Source organism: Alteromonas halophila (assembly GCF_014651815.1).
GTDB classification, from domain to species: domain Bacteria; phylum Pseudomonadota; class Gammaproteobacteria; order Enterobacterales; family Alteromonadaceae; genus Alteromonas; species Alteromonas halophila.
Map to the genome: position 1 here is coordinate 118,787 of NZ_BMXP01000009.1, position 22,564 is coordinate 141,350.

15 protein-coding genes are annotated in these 22,564 nt (G+C 51.8%); 8 read left to right on the forward strand and 7 right to left on the reverse strand.

Annotated elements, in window-relative coordinates:
- The first annotated feature begins 89 nt into the window (after nt 1–89).
- Entirely contained in the window at nt 90–1,079 is a 990-nt protein-coding gene (locus IE054_RS15040; RefSeq protein ID WP_189407863.1) for a Vgb family protein, read from the forward strand.
- A gap of 46 nt (nt 1,080–1,125) precedes the next feature.
- On the opposite strand, the gene IE054_RS15045 is transcribed toward IE054_RS15040, so the two are convergent.
- A complete protein-coding gene (locus IE054_RS15045) occupies nt 1,126–2,601 on the reverse strand; it encodes an SLC13 family permease (protein ID WP_189407866.1) in 1,476 nt (491 codons plus the stop codon).
- Nucleotides 2,602–2,730: 129 nt separating this feature from the next.
- On the opposite strand from IE054_RS15045, the gene IE054_RS15050 reads away from it, so the two are divergent.
- Nucleotides 2,731–3,708 (forward strand): M28 family peptidase, encoded by a 978-nt coding sequence (locus IE054_RS15050; protein ID WP_189407867.1) that lies wholly within the window; start codon nt 2,731–2,733, stop codon nt 3,706–3,708.
- Between the two features lie 116 nt (nt 3,709–3,824).
- Here the strand turns inward: IE054_RS15050 and IE054_RS15055 are convergent, their stop codons facing one another.
- On the reverse strand, nt 3,825–4,670 hold the full coding sequence (locus IE054_RS15055) for a TlpA disulfide reductase family protein (RefSeq protein ID WP_189407869.1): 846 nt from the start codon (nt 4,668–4,670) through the stop codon (nt 3,825–3,827).
- 331 nt (nt 4,671–5,001) lie between these two features.
- On the opposite strand from IE054_RS15055, the gene IE054_RS15060 reads away from it, so the two are divergent.
- Both IE054_RS15060 and IE054_RS15065 read left to right on the forward strand, forming a co-directional pair.
- Complete coding sequence (locus tag IE054_RS15060) at nt 5,002–5,856, forward strand: pesticin C-terminus-like muramidase (protein ID WP_189407870.1); 855 nt, start codon at nt 5,002–5,004, stop codon at nt 5,854–5,856.
- Nucleotides 5,857–6,446: 590 nt separating this feature from the next.
- Nucleotides 6,447–7,772, forward strand: a complete 1,326-nt coding sequence (locus tag IE054_RS15065; protein WP_189407871.1) for a mechanosensitive ion channel family protein — start codon at nt 6,447–6,449, stop codon at nt 7,770–7,772.
- 114 nt (nt 7,773–7,886) lie between these two features.
- On the opposite strand, the gene IE054_RS15070 is transcribed toward IE054_RS15065, so the two are convergent.
- Both IE054_RS15070 and IE054_RS15075 read right to left on the reverse strand, forming a co-directional pair.
- A complete protein-coding gene (locus IE054_RS15070; RefSeq protein WP_189407873.1) occupies nt 7,887–9,080 on the reverse strand; it encodes a GAK system CofD-like protein in 1,194 nt (397 codons plus the stop codon).
- A gap of 151 nt (nt 9,081–9,231) precedes the next feature.
- Nucleotides 9,232–9,708 carry a hypothetical protein gene (locus tag IE054_RS15075; protein WP_189407874.1) on the reverse strand — a complete coding sequence of 159 codons (477 nt, stop codon included), beginning with the start codon at nt 9,706–9,708 and terminating at the stop codon, nt 9,232–9,234.
- A gap of 229 nt (nt 9,709–9,937) precedes the next feature.
- Between IE054_RS15075 and IE054_RS15080 the strand changes: the two genes are divergently transcribed.
- Nucleotides 9,938–11,467: a putative bifunctional diguanylate cyclase/phosphodiesterase gene (locus IE054_RS15080; RefSeq protein WP_189407876.1), complete on the forward strand. Its 1,530-nt coding sequence runs from the start codon at nt 9,938–9,940 to the stop codon at nt 11,465–11,467.
- Nucleotides 11,468–11,470: 3 nt separating this feature from the next.
- On the opposite strand, the gene IE054_RS15085 is transcribed toward IE054_RS15080, so the two are convergent.
- On the reverse strand, nt 11,471–13,513 hold the full coding sequence (locus IE054_RS15085; protein WP_189407877.1) for a winged helix-turn-helix domain-containing protein: 2,043 nt from the start codon (nt 13,511–13,513) through the stop codon (nt 11,471–11,473).
- A gap of 252 nt (nt 13,514–13,765) precedes the next feature.
- Here IE054_RS15085 and IE054_RS15090 point away from each other — a divergent pair, with 252 nt between their 5' ends.
- Nucleotides 13,766–14,242 carry a hypothetical protein gene (locus IE054_RS15090; RefSeq protein WP_189407879.1) on the forward strand — a complete coding sequence of 159 codons (477 nt, stop codon included), beginning with the start codon at nt 13,766–13,768 and terminating at the stop codon, nt 14,240–14,242.
- A gap of 45 nt (nt 14,243–14,287) precedes the next feature.
- On the opposite strand, the gene IE054_RS15095 is transcribed toward IE054_RS15090, so the two are convergent.
- Complete coding sequence (locus IE054_RS15095; protein WP_189407880.1) at nt 14,288–16,423, reverse strand: methyl-accepting chemotaxis protein; 2,136 nt, start codon at nt 16,421–16,423, stop codon at nt 14,288–14,290.
- Between the two features lie 296 nt (nt 16,424–16,719).
- Nucleotides 16,720–19,023 carry a catalase/peroxidase HPI gene (gene katG, locus IE054_RS15100; RefSeq protein ID WP_189407881.1) on the reverse strand — a complete coding sequence of 768 codons (2,304 nt, stop codon included), beginning with the start codon at nt 19,021–19,023 and terminating at the stop codon, nt 16,720–16,722.
- A gap of 336 nt (nt 19,024–19,359) precedes the next feature.
- Between katG and IE054_RS15105 the strand changes: the two genes are divergently transcribed.
- A complete protein-coding gene (locus tag IE054_RS15105; protein ID WP_189407883.1) occupies nt 19,360–21,195 on the forward strand; it encodes a monovalent cation:proton antiporter-2 (CPA2) family protein in 1,836 nt (611 codons plus the stop codon).
- A 153-nt stretch (nt 21,196–21,348) separates the two neighbouring features.
- On the forward strand, nt 21,349–22,512 hold the full coding sequence (locus IE054_RS15110) for a GGDEF domain-containing protein (protein ID WP_229805194.1): 1,164 nt from the start codon (nt 21,349–21,351) through the stop codon (nt 22,510–22,512).
- The last annotated feature ends 52 nt before the right edge of the window (nt 22,513–22,564 follow it).

Below are 22,564 nucleotides of genomic sequence, written 5' to 3' on the forward strand. Positions count from 1 at the left end.
GGATGTACATATTTTAGTTAATATGTGCACCATTTAGCCGTTTGCTGCATATGTATACACACCATATTTTAAGCTGTGGGAGCTTTCTTATGCTTAAACATCTTCTTGCATTGCTGGCGGCACTGCTGGTCAGTGCCGGTGTGATTGCCGATGACCATAGGTTACCGTCCAATGTGACCTTCGAAAAATGGCAGGTTCCGTGGGAAAATACCCGCCCCCGAGATCCGATGATGGACAGTAAAGGCAATGTCTGGTTTTGCGGTCAGGCGGGCAACTATATCGGCAAGCTGAACCCGGCGACTGGCGATTTTGCGCGCTTTGACATGAGCCCGAACACTAATCCACACAACCTGATCGTCGATAGCGATGACAATGTCTGGTATGCCGGTAATCAGAATGCCCACATTGGTATGCTGAACCCTGAAACCGGTGATATTACCCGTTACCCAATGCCTGATGACGAGGCCAGAGACCCTCATACCCTGACCTTCGATGCACAGGAAAATATCTGGTTTACTGTTCAGTGGGGTAATTTCATTGGTTATCTCGACACCCAGTCAGGTGACGTAACACTGCATAAAGTGCCCATCTCTAATGCCCGCCCTTATGGCATCAGACTGGATGATAACGATACGCCCTGGATCGTGTTGCTAGGCACCAACAAGCTGGCCACTGTTCAAAATGGTGAGATCAACCTGATTGACCTGCCTCGCGAAGATGCCCGCCCCCGTCGCCTGGAAATTACAGATGATGGCAAGCTCTGGTATTCCGACTACGCCGAAGGCCGCTTAGGCAGCTACGATCCACAAACAGACACATTTGAAGAATGGGTACTGCCTACCGGTGCGTCGTCATCACCATACGCTACGGCACGGGACAACCAGGGACGTATATGGCTGACAGATACCTCAGCGATCCCAAATCAGTTTATTGGTTTCTCGCCTGAACAAAAAGCCTTTATCAGCCAGACAGAAGTCGAATTTGGTGGCCATATCCGGCACACGTATGTGAACAGAACGACAGGGGCTATCTGGTTTGGCACTGACAGCGGGTATATCGCCAGAGCCATGCCAGAATAATAACCAGGCGCGCTGGACATCGCGCCGTCATAAAACGACAGGCTGATCAGGTAAAGATCCGTGGTGCCAGAAACACGGCCAGAAAAGTAACCAGCGCGACGCTGGTGAGGTTGAGCCACAATCCGGTCCGCACCATCTGCGGAATGCTGATGTATCCAGACGAAAATACAATGGCATTCGGTGGGGTCGCGACCGGCAGCATAAATGCGCAACTGGCGGCCAGCGTTACCGGTACCGCCAGCGCGAGGGGTGAGCCGCCCATTTCCAACGCAACCACGGCCATCACCGGCAGAAACGTTGCCGTGGTGGCCAGATTACTGGTCAGTTCGGTCAGAAAGATAACTAACGTCGTTGCTGCCAGAATAACGATAACCAGACCAAATCCCTGTAACCCCGCAAGACTCTCACCCAGCCACTGCGCCAGACCTGTATCCGACACGGCCGCCGCCAGACTAAGACCACCACCGAATAACAACAGGATCCCCCAGGGGATTTGCTGCAGATCGCACACGTCCAGCAGACGTGCACCGCTTACTTTCCTGCCGGGAACAATAAACATCAGCAGCGCGCTAATCATTGCGATCCCCGCATCGCTTATCCCTTCAATGCCCAGCCAGTTACTCAGCACGGGGCGGAGCATCCAGGCCAGTGCAGTGGCAAGAAAGATAAGCGCTACACGTATTTCTTCTGGCGCCAGCGTGCCCAGCTCCGCGTACTGAACACGCAGATTTTCTCTCACATGCTGCGGGGTCGCAAAGCTGACCGGATACACATAGCGCGTCAGTAACCACCAGGTGAGGGGCAGCAAACACACAGCAACCGGCAGCCCCAACAGCATCCAGCGAGCAAATCCAATCTGTACATTGTGGGATTCGGCCATATACCCGGCCAGAAAGGCATTGGGCGGGGTACCGACCAGCGTTGCCACACCACCAATTGTGGCGGCATATGCCACACCGAGCAATAGCGACAACTGAAAGTTTTGTTGCTCGGAGCGGTCATGCTGTTGCATGGTGGTAAGTACTGATACGGCGATTGGCAACAACATCATGGTGGTAGAAGTGTTGGTCATCCACATACTGAGCAGCGCACTGACCAGCATAAAACCCAGCACGACAGAACGGGCACTGGCGCTGACAAAGGTAAGGATAAACAAGGCGATACGCCGGTGCAGCCCCGACTTCTGGATCCCGGCAGCCAGCACAAAGCCCCCAAGGAAAAGATAAATGGTGGGATTCGCGTACGGGGCGGCAGCATCTTTCATTGACATGATGCCAAGTGGATCAAAGGCAATAAGCGGAAGCAGCGCAGTCGCCGGTACAGCGATGGCCTCGGTCGCCCACCATATGGCCATCCACAACGCGACCGCTGCGGTCATCCAGGCAACCCCGTCCAGTCCTGCCGGCGGCGCTGTCAGTAACAAAGCAACAAACGCCAGCGGACCGGCTACCAGACCAGTGTTCTGATAGTGCCTGCGCTGGGGTTGCGATTGCTCTTCTGGCAGTGTCTTACTGCGTTTCACAAATCTCTGCCTGTCTGAAATAAATGGTTGTACGCGAAGGGACAACTGGATGGATATGTACCATCAATTGCTGTCCCTCGCCCCGCTCTCTCTTTATACTACAGCCGTGTGCAGACAGGAATTCTCTTTATGTCACCTCGCTTATTTTATTGTTTTACCGCACTGCTCGCTTTACCGCTGATGACGGCTATGCAGAACACAGCGAGCGCTGAGGACTCGCAGGCTGCGAATGTATGTCCTGCGCTGAACACCACCGAGCTGATGCATGACGTCACGGTGCTGGCCAGTGATGAGTTTGCTGGCAGAGAGCCCGCAACCAGGGGCCATGAGAAAGCACGGCAATACATCACCAAACGGTTCGCCGAGGTGCCGTTATCCGCGTTTCAGAGCACCTTTATTCACCCGTTTGAGTACGGCAGCAGCGGCCGCGGAACGAATATTATTGGCTATGCGAAAGGCACACAGTACTCTTCCCGCTACATTGTCATCACCGCCCATTATGACCACCTTGGCTATAAAGGCGGCCACATCTACAATGGGGCCGATGACAACGCATCTGGCGTGGCGGCAATGTTGGCACTGGCCCAGCAGCTGGCACTTACGCCACCACTACACAGTGTCATATTTATTGCCACAGATGCCGAAGAAGAGGGTCTGCATGGCGCACACGCCTTTTTCAGAGACCTGCCGGTTGCTTCATCAGCTATCGCACTGAACATCAATATCGACATGGTTGGCCAGGGGGGCAACCGTGACCGGCTGCTGTTGATTCATGATGGCATTCATTCTTACCTGAAAAAGCCGCTTACACGGCTTAAGGACACTGTCAGTTCCTCACACCTCAGGCTGGGGCTCCGCAATGCCAGAAGCCAGCATTCCGCCCTCACCAGAAGTAACCGGGAAAACTGGCAACAGGCCAGTGACTATGCAGTCTTTGGAGAAAAGGGGATCCCGTTTATCCACATCGGATCCGCCACGCATAATGATTACCATCAGCCCACTGATACAGTTGGAAATATCGACACGGGCTTTTTTACGCAGTCCGCCGGTATTGCTCACTGCGTTTTCAGGGCGTTAGATAAAGCATTGCCCGCCCACAGCTCCTAATAACGGCATCCCATGTCAGAAAGGTAGCAATGCAGCGGGCGACAGGGCATAAAAAACCACGTGGTGGGGTTTGCCGGGTATCACTGCTGCCGCCTCAGCAGGCAGCGCCAGATGTATTATTGCGCGTGAAGCGCTGACTGGGCAGGAAGTTTATCGATATATACCTGTAGCCTTGCAGCGGACAATTCCCCCATATGCATGTCCACCAGTTTCCCCCTGCGATTAAAGAACAGGGTTGTCGGAAGCCCGGCGGCGCCGGATGAGCGACTAAGCGCCCGGGTCCTGTCCAGCAGCACATTATCAAGCTTTAGCCTGTTACGCTTTAAAAACGTTGCTACGGCAGAGGCAGTCTCTCCCTGATTAACAAAGATAAAGTGGAGATCATCGTTCGCTGCCTGCGCCGCTTCCAGTACCGGCATTTCGCGACGACAGGGGGGACACCAGGATGCCCAGTAATTTACCACCATCGGCTTCCCTGAATACGCTGACAACGACAATGTATCGCCAGACAATGTTGCGACCGGTTCGCTGGGTAGACTTTTACCCTGTTTATACAGCGTCATTGCAAGATCACCGGGCACCAGGACCAGCAAGGCAACAGCAATGCCCCTCACATACACGCCAAGCAACGCTTTATGACGGTAGCAGTAGAGAAGCAGCGCAGTAATGAAAGCAAAGTATCCAGTGGACGCGGAAAAACCACCGTCGCGAATATTCAGGATATGCAACGGTGCCTCGCTGTACTGGCTCCAGAACCTGATAACAAAAACCGTTCGGGCCAGGAACAAGGCACTCAGCGCTGCGATATAAATGCCCGATGTTGCGCGCTCGGCCAGTTGCTCATTACCTGCAATCTTACGTCGCCCGGATAAAAATTTTGTCGCCCCTATGAACACGCCCAGTGTGAGAAAAAGCAACAGCGTATCAAGCGGCAGTGCCAGCGGCCCCAGTGAAAGACTCATGAGCGTTTACCTTTTAGCAAGATGCGAATACACCCAGCGCCAGCCTACCGGACTGAACTGACAAACATAGCGCGCTGCGTTTAACTGGCCTGACTGTGCGATATACCGCTATGTCCTTTTCATTAATCAAATGTTGTCAGCCACACAGCTACTGACTATATTTTAACCACCCCTGTTAATAGTGTGTGCCCTGGTAAAGGAAAAACGATGACTTCCCACCTCTTTTCTGTCGGCGCTTACCGGTGTCTTTGCTGCTGGTCAGGCAGCTGCGCCCGGCTTTTTGCTTACGGGTCGTCTGCCATAGACCGCCCCCACAATAAGGATGTTGCAGATGCTTAGTCTTAATGATGGCTTTAATCATCAGCGGCCCGACTGCAAAGCGGAAGTCAGACACCTGCAACGCCTGCTACGCTTGCTGGGAGAAAACCTGGAGGCGGATGGCTTTTTCGGCCAGGCAACACAGGACGCTGTCATCGCGGTTCAGAAGCAGGCAGATCTGACACAGACCGGTGTTGTCGATGACGCTACCTGGCAGGCACTGGAACGCACGATAATACGCAATCACAGTGCCGAGTCGACACATGCTGAGAATACGGATACCCCGAAGGTGAGGCTGCGGGATGATTTTCGTGGTGATCTTGCCTGGATCCATGCGCGGGAAGGCCACGCCGGTAAGCCCTACTGGCCAGGGGGCGCGTCTGGAGTAACCCTTGATCCTGGTTTTGATCTGGGCCAGCAGGAGCCACAGGCATTGGATGAGCATTACCAGCATGTACTGACACCTCAGCAACTCAGTGCCTGTCACCGCTGTATTGGTCTGAAAGGTAAAGAAGCAAAATCGTACCTGTCCTCGGCGACAGACTTAGCGGATATCAGGCTCTCTACAAAAGCGGCACTGGATGTGTTTCCGGCGGTTGTGGCGCCATACTGGGCAGCCATTGTTCAGCGGTTCCCGGCTCTTGCAAACACCAACACACCTGGAGCCGTGCAAACAGCACTGTTGTCGCTGGCCTTCAATCGTGGTCCTTATAACCGGGATCTGGCCTCCCTGTCCGACCCCATCAATGCCTCAGACTGGCAAACGGTGGCAGATAATATCAGTGCTATGCAGCAGAATCATTCTCTGGCTGGTATTCGCAAGCGTCGCCGAATGGAAGGTGAAATAATCCTTGCTGCGTTGTCCTAAAAAGAGAAACAGGCGCCGCTGGCGGGTGCAGATATTATGGGCGACGCATCTTTTTGCCTGTATCAGAAGATAATTTCACTTTACGCTTTAGGGAAGATGCGAATAAGTCTATCATCACTCAGCGAGTCCTGAAGTGCGTAGTCTCAAGGCAGGTTTCGCAAGCAATGGCCATCGCCCTTGGTAAGAAAGCTAACGCAGCGAATGCGTGCTTCAGGGCTCGCCCTTCGGGGCTTATAGCCAAGCACCTGCTCTGCGTTGGCCTTTTTGACTTAACCCGTTAGGTCTGCAAAAGACCGCCTTGATCAGGCACTTGGCTGTAAGCCTGAGCGGCGATAGACTTATTCGCATCTTCCTTGGCTATTACACGATACAAATCTGATAATTACACAAGGTAGCAACAACGTAACAGGTGTCATGACATCAGCAACAGCAGTGCCCCTTATGCCGTACAGTGTAACGAGCGCCCACATAGAGGTGGCCGTCTCTGCCTGCGAGACGCCTCGCCAAGCGCTGTTCGCCATTGCTGAAAGCGCGGGCTACCGTTACCTGATACGCATCTTTGACCTGACAGAACCGGATTAATAATAAAAATGGAAGTAGCAACGCTGTCTCAACAGTTTGAAGCGCTGATTGATAAAACCCGCGCCGCAGTCGTCAGCACCGAATTCCTGATGCAACTACTGGTGATTGGCCTGATTTACCTGGCCAGTTTTGTTATTGCAGTGCGGCTTAAAAAGCAGTTTCGTTACACACACTCACAGCCTGAGTCGGGCGCGCACAGCCTGTATGTATTGATATATAAGCTGGGCAGCGCTATTTTTCCGGTACTGACAATCAGCTTTCTGAAGCTTACCACGGTGCTGGGTGAGCAATACCAGTTTGACGCATGGTTGCTGAACATTGCGCTGGTAGTAGCAGTAATGATTTTCCTCAACTCGTTTATCAATGCCTTTGTGAGTAATGGGATCATTGCTGCGTTTATGCGTTGGGTTGGCCTGCCGATTGTTTTCTTACATCTTATAGGCGTATTACCCACGGTGATTGAGGCGTTGTCGTCCGTTTCGATGACGGTCGGCAATGTCAATGTGTCTGCCTATGGTGTTACCCGGGTGATGTTCTTCGGTGCACTGCTATTCTGGCTGGGCCGCGCCTCAAACACCGTTGGTCAGGATATCATTCGCAATCATAAAAACCTGGATATCACGACCAAAGAAGTCTTTGCCAAACTCTTTGAAGTTGCCCTGTTCTGTATTGTGATTCTGTTACTGCTGAACATTATGGGTATAAACCTGACCGCACTGGCCGTTTTTGGTGGTGCTGTAGGTGTGGGTCTGGGCCTGGGCTTACAGTCGATTGCCTCTAACTTTATTTCCGGCATCATTATTCTGCTCGACCGTTCGCTGACCGTGGGTGACTATGTCGAACTGGAGGACGGCAGCAAGGGCTTCGTGCGGGAGTTCAAAATGCGCTACGCCGTGCTGGAAACCTACGACGGCAAAGATATCCTGGTTCCCAATGAAAAATTCATCAACTCGCTGCTTATCAACTGGACCCATAAAGATCCAAAACAGCGTTACCGGATTGATTTTTCTGTCGCCTACAAAACCGACATACGCGCAATGGTGGAGCTTATCAAAGACGCTGTCGCCGAACACCCTCAGGTGATCAGCGGCGAGGACATTCCGTTTGAAGAGCGTCCTGACTGTGAAATTGACAGTTTTGGTGACTCCGGGGTCAATATGTTTGTCGAATTCTGGATGGAAGGCATCGACGATGGGAAAAACCGGGTAGGTGGCGATTTGCTGCTTATCGTGTTCGAAACATTGCAAGCTAACAACATTGAGATCCCATTCCCACAGCGTGAGGTTCGGGTACTGAATGAATCTGCCATGACGGTGAAAAATACAACGCCATAGGGCAGCTTCTCATGTCAACAGCGCCAACAGTCAATGCTGGCGCCATGACAGCTGTTGCCGGCATTTTCAGCAGTGGCGGTGCCTGTGTGAAACGCGCCCGGTATTGTAACCAGATTAACTCAGCGACAACAGTGCACTGACCAGCCGATCGCTATCATAAATATCCGGCTGACTCTTTCTGACCAGCTTCGTATCGATCACTTCAATGCCGAGCTGGCGGTATTTTTCAGCGTCTATCGTATCCTGTTGCGGACAAAAACGACTGTCGTAGACAATGAAGTTAAGCAAAGCCGATGGCGCGACAGGGTTTGCAAACTGACTTTGTAACTGCGCCAGCAATGTATCAATCTGATCATGCAGACACATACCATACTGCTCTGGGTCCGTTCCGCGGTTGGGAATGTACACTTTTGGCCCCGGATTCCCTGCAATGGCGCTGGCCACCCCTTGTGGCAAAAGGTTGGCGGTAAGGCTCGAATAATAGCTGCCCGGCGGATAGCAGATAAGCTCGGCCGACCCGATTAACTCACTGTTTTGCTGGTTGAGATGACTTTGTACGGGCTCCAGGCGATCAGAGCGCTTGCTTAATGCCAGCGACTTCACCGAGCTGGTTATTTTCGGCTTTTCTTTACCAGTCAGCCGGTGCTGGCCAACAATATCGGTGCCGTCGCTCAGTCTGGCGGCCAGGTGATAGTTGTCATCAGTGATCATTCGTACCGTACCGCGCACGTTTACCAGCTTTGAGAATAAGTAAATAATCGGATCAAGCTCACGGTGCTGGTTTAAGTATCCCCCTACCAGAATCAGGTTTCCAACACTGGCACCGCGTAAGTCAAACGATGCCGGCATCGCATTGAGAAAATAGCCAAGATGATGGCAGATAAGCGTGCGCATCGGAGCGTCAATACTGCGGATAAGCTTATCGGTGCCTGCAACCATACCGCTTAGCCGTTTATGCAACGTGGTATTTTTGCTGCGTTTGGAAAAACGATAGTTAAACAGGCGCTTGACGTTCGGGTGCCCTAACACCGTCTCGTCCGACAATGCCATCATACGGCTTCGTAAATCGCCTACAGCAGGCATATCGAACGCAGCTCGGAGCTTGGCAGAACTGCCCCCGGAGTCATACGGCGTAACCAGGTGAATGGAGTTATGTGTATATTCGGTGAGTTTTTGGGCGACGCCGTTTAACGCCGTTCCCCCACTAAAAAAAAGAACCCTGGGCCCAAGCTCCGGACTTTTCCTGTAGCGGCTGAGTCGCATTTCATCTGGTACAGTGACAGCCCGGGTCACCAGATAGTCGCGCATTGTTTCTCCCAGAGCAGCGTCGGTGTTGAATGACGCCTGATACGAGTACCTTTCCAATTAAGTTTATATAAAGCGCCTTACTATGCAAATAACGGCATGGCGGTATTAAGTGACGCTACCAGCCCCGCTCCATTTTTAACGTGCAGGGATATTACTCCCTTGCACATAACTGCGACCACTCCAGTTCTGTGCCCGCCAGTCCTAGCGCGCTGACAAACGCCTGGTAGTCGGCCTTACCCATAGCATCGGCAACAGTTTTAAGCTGAGATTTTGCCCGCACCGCTTTCACCTGCAGCAAGTCCAGTCGCTTATCTGCCTGCGGATCAAACTCTGCCGCCAGGATCCCCTGTGCTTTCTGATCGGCATCCCAGTACGCCAGCACGCTGGAGATCATCTTCTGCTGAACGCCAACCATTTGCTTTTGTGACAACAGGTGGCAAAGCTCGGTTTGTGCAGTGAATGTACGAAACTGTTTCTCGGTAACCTGAGGCAACAACGCATCAATGGAAACCAGTAATTCACGGTACTGTCTCACCAGCTTTTGGTGACTCGCTGACGCGTAGGCATGCGCAGGCAACATTGCGATGTCATCCTTAATCATATCGAGGTTTACCAACGTGCGTTGCATCACAGACATGCCAGTGTTTCGTTCCAAAAGGCGTAAATGACCATCATAGCACCCCTTATGCGACAATTTCATCTGCGCCAGGTACAGTGGTTTCGTTGGCGTACTAAGCGGATCAATAACTTCAGCTCATGCGCATTCTGATAAAAGCGCGTTTCTTTTGTCGAGGAACAAGACTTTTTCATTTCGCGTGTTATGCTTTGCACGGTTGTAGATAAATGGCTGTTATACGATGCGACGAAACTTGCGTTCTGCTTTGTCAGGTGCACTAATTTATGCAATTGTGGGCGGGCTCTGGATCCTGTTTTCTGACCAGGCGTTGTCATTATTAGTTGCAGATACAAAGGCGTATCAGGAACTTCAGACCTATAAAGGCTGGTTTTATGTGGTCGTCACATCACTGCTGCTGTTTATGCTGCTGTCACGGGCAGTCAAAAAAACGCAGACGCTGCTGCAAATCGATCCTCTGACTTACTTGCCCCGCCATTTTCAGTTCTCACTGGCACTGGACAAAATATTGAAGAGCCTGCCACACGGCTCGTCGTTGATAATGATGGATATTGATATCAACAATTTTTCTAAAATTAATGAAAGTAAAGGCCATGAATTCGCTGACAAGGTGCTGCTGACACTGGCAAATAAGCTTAAAAACGAATTTCGCGACGGCGCCTTGATTGGCAGGCTGGGGGCTGACAATTTTGGTATCGCGGTTTCTCATCACGAGCACAGTGATAGTTTTGATGTCTATGCCAGCCGGGTATTCAATGCCCTGAAGCGGGTAAGTGACAAACTGGATTATCCGGTTCAGGCGTCAATTGGGATCGCCATTGCACCTGGCGATGGTAAGCGAAGCAGAGAGCTGATCACCCGCGCGACCGCCGCACTGCAAAACCTGAAAGGCAAAGGTGAAGGCCTGTTCGGTTACTTTAGCCGCGAACTGTCAACTCAGTTACAGCGTCGCCAGCTGATAGTCCATGCGCTTCGCCAGCCTGACTGCTTTTCCCGTTTTTCCCTGGTTTACCAGCCGCAATACAATGCGCTGAGCAAACAAGTGTGCGGTGTAGAAGTATTGTGCCGCTGGCATCACCCTGAACTTGGCCCGGTATCGCCTGCGGAATTTATCCCTGTCGCGGAAGAAATTGGCGTATCTGGCCGCATTTCTGACTGGGTCATACGTCAGGCCTACAAAGAGCTGTCTGATTCAGACTGCCTTGCTGTGCTGCCCCGCGTTTCGGTGAATATCTCAGCCACTGAGTTTAATGACGAACTGCAGCTGCAGGCACTGACCCGATTATTCACGCACTACAGTCACTTTGCCAGGTACTGCCAGCTGGAAATTACAGAAACAGCTGCGCTTGAGAACCCCAGGGCCAACAGTCAGCTTCTGATGGCCCTAAAAGCGTTGGGGTTACGCTTTTCGATCGACGATTTTGGCACTGGCTATACCTCGCTGGCGATGCTGCAAAACCTGCCTATCGATGAAATTAAGATCGACCGGGCCTTTGTCAACAGTGTCGAAGCAGACACCAGCACACGGCGGATTGTCATGTCGATTATCGATATTGCCGCTAATTTCGGTGTAAATTCCGTCGCTGAAGGTGTAGAGACGGACAGTCAGTTAAAAGTATTGCAGGAAACACAATGTGCTGAGGTCCAGGGATATCTGTTGTGCCATCCACTGACCATTGAGCAGCTTAAAGTACGACTCAAAGCAGAACGCACCCAAAACGCAGAAGTGCTGTCCGTTAATGCTCCGCGCTGAGAGTCACTTCGGAGTCTGAGGCTTATCGCCTGTCAGTCCATCCGTTTCTGCGTGCACCGGGTAGTGTTGACGTAGCCGGTTAAGCTGGCGACGCGTTTCTTTGTAACTGCCGCTCTCTTTCATTTTTGCACTTTCCAGCAAAGCGGCCTTAGCACTGAGCAACGTCCAGTTTTTCGGCTGGGTTACCAACTGCTTGCCTGCCACTGTATTCAGCCACGCCAGTCCCTGCTTCTCTTTACCGGTTTTACGGTATAGGTCCACCAGAGCCGGCACGAAACTGACCACTGAAAAATCTACCATGCTAACCTGTTCGAACAATTCTACTGCCGTCGCTTTGTCTTGCTGACGATACAAAAACCGGGGCGCACTTTGCCACAGTCGCGCGGCAGCGGAATCCCCCGACAATGCAGCCGCCTGAGCAAAATAGACACTGGCCTGATCAGGTTTTCCGGCACGCATCAACAAGTCGGCCAGGTACAGGTTGTTAGGAGTAGAACGGTCATCGACATCAAGACTGCGCTGCATAGCCGCGATGGCGCCTTCTGTGTCGCCCTGCAACTCACGTAACTTTGCCTGCCAGACGTAGGCCCAGGTATACCGTTCGTCCACGCTCAGCGCCGTTTCGATTGCGGCCTGGGCGGCCTGATACTCTCCGCGCCAAATATGCACAATAGCCAGGTTAACATTAACCCACTGCGACAGCGGATCCAGCCGGACTGCACGACGTGCCCGCTCTATTGCTTTATCTGGCTGCAGCCTGGCCAGTTCCAGCTCTGAGTATAAATACTGTGTTGTCGCGTCCTCGCCATGTTCATCGATAATAAAGTCCAGGGCGGCCTGTGCATCAGAGAAATCGCCACGCTGTGTAGCCAGAATTGCTTTGGCCTGGTAAGCGGCTATCGCAGACGGATTGATAGCCAGGGCCCGCATAATCGCCTGTTCAGCGCTCTCTGTAGCCTTATCTTCTGGCATATACAGATCGTGGAAGTTATAACGTGCATAAATGTATGCCAGGGCTGCGTGCGCCTCTGCCATATCCGGTGCCAGCGCAACCGCCTTCTGAAATTCACGCTCCGCTCGGTAAAACCACTCACTGGTTGTACCGTTCATCAGCCAGTAGCGGCCACTTAGATAATGTTTATATGCAACCGGGTCCGGCTTGTTTAATACGCCGGATGTCTGTTCGGACACCGACAGCTCATCGAGAATCGTTTGCAGTACTGACTGTCTGACGCTGTTAAGCTGCGCGAAGATATTATCAAAGCCACCAGACCACATCAGCGTATCCGTCGATACATCCACCAGCGACAGCACCGCCCTGACACTGTCTCCGGAAGCACGCAGTTCACCGGTGATCACATAACGCACATCCAGCCTGTCAGCCAGTTGACGGACCCGCTCCTGTTGCGGCACACCATTATCGAAACTGTATCCGGTCGCCAGTTGTAAGGCGTTTATGGTCGCCAGCTCACTGGTCAGATCCTCGGTGAAGCCTTTAATCAGCTGTGCCTGCTGCTCAGGCAGAGATTCCGTATTAATGGGCAATACCGCCAGTCTGGCTGGCGCGAACCCCGGCGGTGTCTCATCGAGCTCTCCGGTGAGCGTGCCAAGCAGCACGGCAATCACAATCATGCCAATAAACATCAATGGCAACCAGAACGGCGTCGCCGCTTTGCTCTGTGCAGCGTCACTGTGCTGAGTGTCAGTATCAGGCTCAGCCTGTATCGTTTGCGGCGCTGCTGTCAGGCGATAACCGCGTTTGGGCACTGTCTGAATCAGCCGTCGCGATTTACTGTCGTCGAGTGCGTAACGAAGCTGCGATACTGCTCGTGTCAGCACCTCTTCAACCACTACCCGGCCTTCCCACAGGGTAATTAGCAGAAAGTCACGGCTAACGGTATTTTCGGCATGCTCTACCAGCACACTCAGCACCTGCATGGCTTTTGGCTCAACATGGCGGACATTGCCGTCTTTGGCAATCGTGTTATCCCCCATGTCTATGGTAAAGCCTTCGAGTAGAAATTTATCCGGATGTGAACGGGTCACATTTACCTCTTATTCTTCGGTCCTTAAAAATAAGGCGAATACCAATCCATAGTGAAGTTTATCGTCTCAACGTGAGTCAGAACGTCTGTCTGGACAGGTATAAAAACCAGTTTCATTAGCTAAACCTTAGCGAATCATCGTGCAGCCGTCAGGTTCCTCAGGTCCTTTCCCGCTATCTTTTCATTAACCCTTGTTACATCGGGTTAACAAACTGATGCACTGACACCGCCCTGAGGCTGGAGGAATACTACCATGATCAAAACACGAGTAAGCAAATTTGGCGCATTCTTTTTGGGTGCACTGTTTATCGGTACCAGCGTAAACGCTGAACCCGTACTTTCGATGAAAACCAGCATTGAAGACGTCAACGGTGTACGTGATGTCGAAGCAGGAAATTATCAGACAGGCATCCGTAAACTGGAAGCAGCGCTGGCTAAAACGTCGGTCACCGGCAACCGTCTGCCAATCCTGACCAACCTGTGTGTTGCTCATGTTGCAACGGGAGACCTTGAACAGGCCAATCGCTACTGCAATGATGCTGTGCAACACAGTAACAAGCTGACCAGCACGATTGCACTGAATAATCGCGCCGTCCTGCACTACCTTAACGACGACTTGGTCGCGGCGGCAGCGGATCTTGAGGCGGCCGATAAAAATGCGCGCATGCCAGCCCTGATTAAGGGAAACCTTGAAAAACTGCAGCGGGTAACCACACTGGCCAAAAACTAGTCGTGGTGAATGTAAGTACCGCGCCAGGGCGCGGTACTCCCTCAACTAACGGGTTTTAAGTTTATCCAGATACGTATTTAGTTTTTCCACTGCCCGCTTGATATTCTGCGCGCTGACTTTGGATGAATCGGCTAATTCAGAGACATTTTTGGTCGCATCGCCAATAACCACCATATTCTGATTCAGCACATCGCTTACCTGACTCTGCTCCTCTGCTGCTGTTGCAAGCTGAATCATACGCTGACTAATTTCATCAATGTTCTGAACCGTTTCGCGCATTTGTGCAAACGCCTCATGAGAACGTTCAGCAGCTACGTTCGCGCTTTCATTACCTTTATCAATTATCGATACCGTAGTGGCTACCTCCGTCTGCAGCCCATCAATAACACGCGAAGTCTCATCCACCGACTGCGCGGTTTTTGATGCCAGCGCCCGGACCTCATCGGCAACCACACTAAAGCCACGGCCATGGTCGCCGGCTCTGGCTGCCTCAATGGCCGCATTTAATGCAAGTAAGTTGGTTTGTTCTGCCACGGCACCAATCACATCGAGAATTTTGCGAATTTCATCACTGCGGCTTGATACTTTACTCACCGCTTCTGATGCAGTGCGCATTTGCTCTGCCAGTTGTTTCGCCTCATCGGCAGACGTAGACACTTTTCCTTCTGTTTGTTTCACCGACTCATTCGCATCATTGGCATAACGGGAGGAATCTGATGCCGTGCTGGCCACCTCTCTGGCTGTTTCGGACATTTGCGTTATGGCGGACACAACACTGTCGATTTCAGAAAGCTGGCGCTGGAGCTGCTCACTGGTGCGTTCAGCATAGCCTGCCGACTCTTCACTGTCTTGCCTGACTGAGTTACCCGCTTCTTTGGCCTCTTCCATGATTTCACGTACGGTTTCTCTGAACTGATTGAAGGCCGTACTTAACTGAATAAGTTCTGCATGGGAGCGCACATCAATGCGCTGTGTCAGATCGCCTCCCTGACCGGCCAGTTCTGACATTTTTTCTGCCACCAGCCTGACCGGATCGACAACACTACCGGTAAACACCCTGACCAGAATCAACGCAACAGCCAGTAACACGCCCCCGGCAATCAGTAACATCCAGAGCAGCGCTGAGATATCTCCGGCAATTTGATCACTGATGCGGGTAGCGGGCGCCATGGCGGTATCATAGTTAACTGCAACAATTAATTGCCAGTTAACATCGGGGGTCGAGAGCCTGATAGGCCGCGCCAGATACATAAAACCGTCGTGTACCTGCGTCTCGCTTGAGGTAACAATATTGTCCAGCAATGACGCCTGTGCGGTTGTTGCAAATATTTCAGACACGGGTCTGGCTAATTTATTCTCTGCATCTGTCGCCGCGGCTACAAATCGGTCGTGACTGATGACATACACCTCTGCGCTACCGTTGTAGAGACTTGCTTTGAGTTCTGAGGCATATTGCTGGAGTATTGGTAAATTCAGATCGACACCTACGACGCCCCGAAAACTGTCATTGGCGATCACCGGCACCGTCAAACTGGTCATGACTTCGGTGTAGCCCGGCCTGATTTCATAATTGTACGGGTTCGCAATACAGGGCTTCAGCCGGTCCTTGTTGCACAGATACCATTCTGCCGCCCGGTTGCCAAATTCATCCAGCGTCTCATCAAACTTCTCTTGCGCATCATCAATAGGGATCTGTGAGATACTGCCGTCCTCCTCCCGCACAAAATAGATCTCAAAGGAGCCGACACCGGGAACTGAATGGCTGTTCCCGCTCATAAATTGCGACGCGTTACCGTCAAACTTGTTCTTTTCAAATTGCGCATACATTGACGATGTGCTGCCACCTCTAAGCAGCGTTTCCACCGAGTGTTCAACCTGAGCGCGATTCAGCGCCAGACTGGCCGGCCCTTCAATACTGCCCGCTAACTGTTGCCCAAGAATATGCGAATAAGCGTAATTTTTTTCAATCAGTAGCGACATATCTGCAGCATAGCTTTCGGCGCGCGACGACATTGTGTTCTCAATCTGCTGGCGTATTTCTTCAGACACCTGACCGACGATGTCATCGCGGGTCTGACTCAGGCTGATCAGGCTGATAACCAGAAAGCACAGGGTAAGAACAATAAACAGCAGCCCTACGACAAGTTGCAGCTTGAAGGAAAGTGACCGGTTCGCAAACATAAATCCGCCTGAGTAGTGAGTGATTGAACGGGCATCCCTGCGCCTTGTTAAGTGTAGTACCGGCGCCCCATGTGGCTGCAAAACAGGTTGGAGCGGGTAATACGTAAAATACGTCACAGACTTTCAAGCATAGTGGGAAAATTGAAATACTTCCTGTCAGATCACTGAAAACGATAGAGTTTTACGGTGACGGGCATACCTTATGGCCTGGTTGCCGTCAAAGATGAGCTTAAACGTCATAAAAAAAGCCAGCCCGAAGGCTGGCCTTAACAACGTGATTATCGCACTGCCACCAGTCAGTTTATGCTGGCACTGAGATCATGGCGAAGATCAAACCGGTCCAGTTGCATGACCTTAGTCCAGGCATCGACAAAGTCACGGACGAATCTGTCTTTTGCACCATCATACGCGTACACTTCCGCTACAGCGCGCAACTCTGAATTCGACCCAAAGATAAGATCGACCGGCGTTGCCGTGTAGAGAACCTCACCAGAGCTCCGATCAACCCCTTCGTAGATACTCTCTTTGTCGGTTTTTTGCCATTTGATATCCATGTCAGTGAGATTGACGAAGAAATCATTACTCAACACTCCGGGTTTGTCTGTCAGCACGCCATGGCTGGCGTTTCCGGTATTCGCTCCGAGAGCGCGCATGCCTCCCAGTAAGGCCGTCATTTCAGGAACTGATAAATTCAGCTGAGCAGCCTTGTCCACCAGCATCTGCGTGGGCCCCTGATAACTGGTCTGTGCATTAAAGTAGTTGCGGAACGCATCGGCTTTTGGCTCGAGCAACGCAAAAGCGTCTACATCTGTCTGACTCTGCGTCGCATCACCACGCCCAGGCACGAACGGTACGGTAATATCTACGCCCGCGTCGGCAGCGGCCTGCTCTATCGCTGCAGCCCCAGCCAGCACAATCATATCTGACATGGATATCTGCTTGTCACCTGTGGCGCTGCTGTTAAAGTCACTGCGCACCTCTTGCAACGTGGCGAGAACCTTTTTCAGTTCTGCCGGATCGTTAGCTTGCCAGCCAATTTGAGGCTCCAGTCTGACACGCGCACCCGTCGCGCCACCACGCATATCGGAGGCCCGGAAGCTGGACGCAGACGCCCATGCCGCTTTCACCAGTTGCTGGGTAGTCAGATTGGTATCCAATACTGCTTGTTTAAGCTGCTTTATGTCACCATCATTGACCAGCGGATAATCCACATCCTGCACCGGGTCCTGCCACAGGAAGTCTTCTTCTGGCACATCGTTCCCCAGATAACGCGCTTTGGGTCCCATGTCGCGGTGTGTCAGTTTAAACCACGCTTTGGCAAACGCTTGCTGGTACTCATCAGGGTTAGCCAGGAATCGCTCAGCAATCGCCCGGTATTTGGGATCCGCTTTCAGCGCCAGGTCTGCAGTTGTCATTACCGGCGGATTTTTCTTGCCTTCAACGTGGGCATCCGGAACTGTGTTATGCATAGCCTTGTTCTCAGGCACCCAGATTATGGCACCACCAGGACTACGGGTCTGTTCCCATTCATTATTCAGCAGGTTTGATAAATAGAGGGTCGTCCACTTAGTAGGGGCCTGAGTCCAGGCGCCTTCAAGACCACTGGTTACCGTATCTTCTGAATGCCCCTTACCACATTTATTTTTCCAGCCAAGTCCCTGCTCTTCAAGACCGGCCGCCCCCGGTTCTTTATCCAGACAATCGCCGGCTTTGTGTGCCCCGTGCATTTTCCCAAAGGTGTGACCACCCGCCACCAGAGCGACAGTCTCTTCATCATTCATCGCCATTCGGCCAAAAGCGGTCCGAATATTCTTCGCCGACCCCTTAGGATCCGGCTTTCCTTTAGGGCCTTCCGGATTTACGTAAATAAGCCCCATGTGCGTTGCCCCGAGGGGTCGCTGCAGTTTTCCGTCTTTTTCTTCGCGGTCACTGGCCAGCATCTCCACTTCCGGGCCCCAGTACACCAAATCAGGCTCCCAGTCATCGGTTCGGCCACCGGCAAATCCATAGGTATCGAAGCCCATATTCTCCATACCTACGGTACCCGCCAGTACCATTAAATCGCCCCACGACAGAGCCGGTCCGTATTTTTGTTTAATTGGCCAGAGCAAACGACGGGCTTTATCTAAGTTGCCGTTGTCAGGCCAGCTATTTAGCGGGTCGAAACGCTGTTGTCCGCCGTCACCGCCGCCACGACCGTCGAGTGTGCGGTACGTTCCGGCACTGTGCCATGCCATACGAATAAAGAACGGGCCGTAATTCCCCCAGTCTGCAGGCCACCAGTCCTGTGAGTCTGTGAGTAAGGCCTCGACATCGGCTTTAACCTGGTCCAGATCGAGTTCGTTAAATGCTTTCGCATAATTGAAGTCTTCGCCATACGGATTCGATCGCGGATCATGACTGCGCAATGGCGACAGATCGAGCTGATCGGGCCACCAGAAATTATTCGATTTCGGCGTAAAAGCCTGGGTCATCCCACTGCCTTTCGCTCCTTCTGGCTTGCTCATCTGTTTTTGTTCATCAGCAACCGCGAGCCCTGTAGCCATTGCCAGCGCAATGATTGCCGAGAGTGCTGTTCGTTTGTTGTTCATGGATCTCATTTTACGTTCATCCTTACTCTTCAATACCCATCAGTTGTCTACAGCGCCTTCACGCTGTTAACGATTTACTAACCGTTCACTCTGGTCTAATTAAAATAGTCAAAGGACTAATATTGGTACAACTTATAAAACTAATGCAGATAATTGGAAAATCAGATTAATCCAGAATTTTTACCGACGATGCGCTGCAAACCTGCACTACACCTGATACTTCCGCACACGTCGCGCTGCGATGCGTAATAGATATTTCAGGGCTGACCAGACTCGCTGATTGACTGGGCGAGGTGTTTTTTATCTAATGCGCTTTATGTATTCATTTTGATTATGGTCCGGCCAATGCTGTTGCTTTCACTGATTTATCTGGGCGCTGCCCTTGTTGCTGTTCCTATTGCCAAGCGACTGGGACTGGGTTCCGTACTTGGCTATCTGATTGCAGGCATGATGATCGGCCCCTATGCGCTGGCCTTCGTCGGCGACCAGTCGGAAGTAATGCACTTTGCCGAATTCGGTGTGGTGATGATGCTTTTCCTTATCGGTTTGGAGCTGCAGCCGTCACGCCTGTGGCGACTTCGTCACTCCATATTGGGGCTTGGCGGATTGCAGGTCACACTGACCACCCTTGCGCTATTTGCCGCAGTATGGCTATTGTTTGATATGGCCTGGCAAAGTGCGTTGGCGATAGGCCTGTCGCTTGCACTCTCATCCACAGCCATTGTAGTACAAAGTCTTGAGGAGAAGGGCTGGCTTAAACTGGAAGCGGGTCAGAACAGTTTCTCTGTACTGCTCTTTCAGGATATCGCCGTGATCCCCATCCTGGCCATGCTGCCGTTGCTATCCTTTATGCCGGAGAGTGCCGTACAATCTGATCACGCAGCTTTGACAGCAAACTGGCCGGTACTGGCTCAGGTTGGGGCGTCCATTGCTGCAATTATCGGTATTATTCTGGCAGGCAAATACATTTCGGTACCCGTGTTCCGCTACATTGCCAAAACACGCATGCGGGAGATTTTCACTGTTTTCGCGTTGTTTTTAGTGATCGCGATTGCACTTTTGATGCAAACGCTGGGCTTATCCCCTGCATTAGGCACGTTTCTGGCGGGTGTGGTACTGGCAGAGAGTGAGTTCCGTCACGAACTGGAGGCTGATATCGAGCCCTTTAAAGGGCTGTTACTGGGGCTCTTCTTTGTGGCGGTGGGCGCCTCTATAGACTTTGGCCTGCTTGCTGACAATGTGAGCCTTATTCTGCTACTGGTACTGGCTCTGGTTTGCATAAAGGCAGGCATACTTTACTGTTTGTCACGGGTGTATAATATCAGTCGCTCCCAGCGATTGTTATTTACGATTGCCCTGGCCCAGGGGGGCGAATTTGCCTTTGTCCTGCTGACACTTTCCCGCAAGCTGGCTATCTTATCAGAGGCTGAAGCCGCCATTGTGACCCTGGTTGTGACAATGTCGATGCTAGTCACACCGTTGTTGTTGATGGCATTTGCATATCTGCAGAAGAACAGCGCAGGCGACGCCCCCGCGTTTGACTCTCCCGCCGACATCGCCCCTTCACGGCATGTCATTGTCGCAGGCTACGGACGATTCGGGCAGGTAGTAGGCAGATTACTCAAAGCACAGGGCTACGAAGTTAGCGTACTTGATCACAACCCTTCCCAAATTGACCTTCTGAGGCGCTTTGGCAGTCAGGTGCACTATGGCGATGCAAGCCGTAAAGAATTACTGGACGCAGCTGGCGCTCAGGATGCCCGTCTCCTGGTCATTGCAATTGATGATCCGGACAAAACTCTGGAAATTGTTGCGCTTGCCAGGAAGCATTATCCCAACCTTCAACTGGCGGCCAGAGCCAGAGACCGGCGTCATGCCTATCAGTTAATCCAGCAAAAAGTCTCTGTTTTTAATCGTGAAACTTTCGACTCGGCGATTGTTTTAGCTGTTGAAGCATTACAACTGCTGGGAAACCAAAAGGAAGAGGCGGAGCGTGCCGGACGATTATTTCGTGAGCATGATGTGGAATCAATGTACATGCTGTCGGCATTATGGGGTGATGATGAAACATACGGGGTTGCGGTCCGTCAGCGCATGGAAGACTTAAAACAGGTCCTCGCACAGGACACCGAGGCGCGTGAACGCCTTGCCACCTGTAAGCAGGAGGGGCGGGAAGGCTAAACTTCAGGTATACCTTTTTATACGCCAACAGAAAAATCAATACGCACCAAATCAGGGCTGCCTACGTACCACTGCTATACTGTGTTTTTTACGAGGTAGTCCTAATCCGAGGCGAAAGCGTATTCGCTCGTGACTACTGCAAAGAGATAATTTATGACCGTCACTCTCCCAATTGGGATAGCCATGGCGTTCACTGTAAATTTGCTCGTCGGTATATATTTCGCGTACCTTTGCCGTCGGCTTCCGGATGACGGCGCTTACCGGCACTGGAGTATAGCGTGTGGTCTATACAGTGCCGGTATAGTCATGAGCGTCACCGCGCATTTGTACAGTGATATTGCCCTGTTCACATTATTAGCATGCCTCAGTCTGTTCAGCGCTACCTATGCGCTGTTCACCGGTATTGCTAAGTATGAGCATGCCAGCGTTCAGCCCAAGCTGGCCAGGCAAACCCGCTTTTTCTTTTTTGTCGGTCTTGGCATTGTTACCGTTGCCAGCACCCTCGGGTCGGTCGCCAATGCCATTACATCGCTCATGATGGCAGTGATGCTGCTACTTTGCGACGGTGCTTTTTACCAGCAGAAAAAGCCTGTACAGACATTATTTACGGTTATACGCGCTACCCTTGTCGTGCACGCATTTGTCATGTTCTTTCAGGGCACCGTCATTTTTGTGCAAATGGCGTCGGGGGGCGAAAGTGACACCCAGGCGCTGTTCAACGTTACGCTGCTTTCACACCTGCTACTGACCATCGCGACTGCTGCGCTGTTGCCCCTGCTGCATACTATTTCCAAAAAGGAATACTGGAAAAAGGTGGCAAACCATGATGATTTAACCGGGCTCCTCAGCCGACGGGCATTTATCGCAAGCGCGCTGGATATTATCAATCAGCAGGAAAACGGGCATTTTTCTCTGCTGATTGTCGACATCGATTACTTTAAGCAAATCAACGATCAGTACGGTCACCAGGCAGGTGACGAAGTACTGCGAACCCTGGCTACAACACTGGAAAGTGGCACGCGGGATAATGATATCGTTGGACGACTGGGTGGCGAAGAGTTCGCCATACTCATGCCTGGCCTGTCAGCCGATTTTGCCCAGGTCGTCGCTAACCGCATGCTAGACCGGATTGCCGATAACTCTACTACGTTTAATGACGTCGACATTCAGGCTACTGTAAGTATTGGCATCGCAACCTCCACCGGCATTATGACGACCTGGGATGAATTATTCAGTCAGGCCGACAGTGCGCTCTATACTGCCAAACAGAGAGGACGCAATCTGGTCTTTACTTACACACCGGCAATGCAGGCATAAACCCGGCAATCGCCTGACAAGCACTAAGCTAGTGCTTACTTATCAAAGGCGA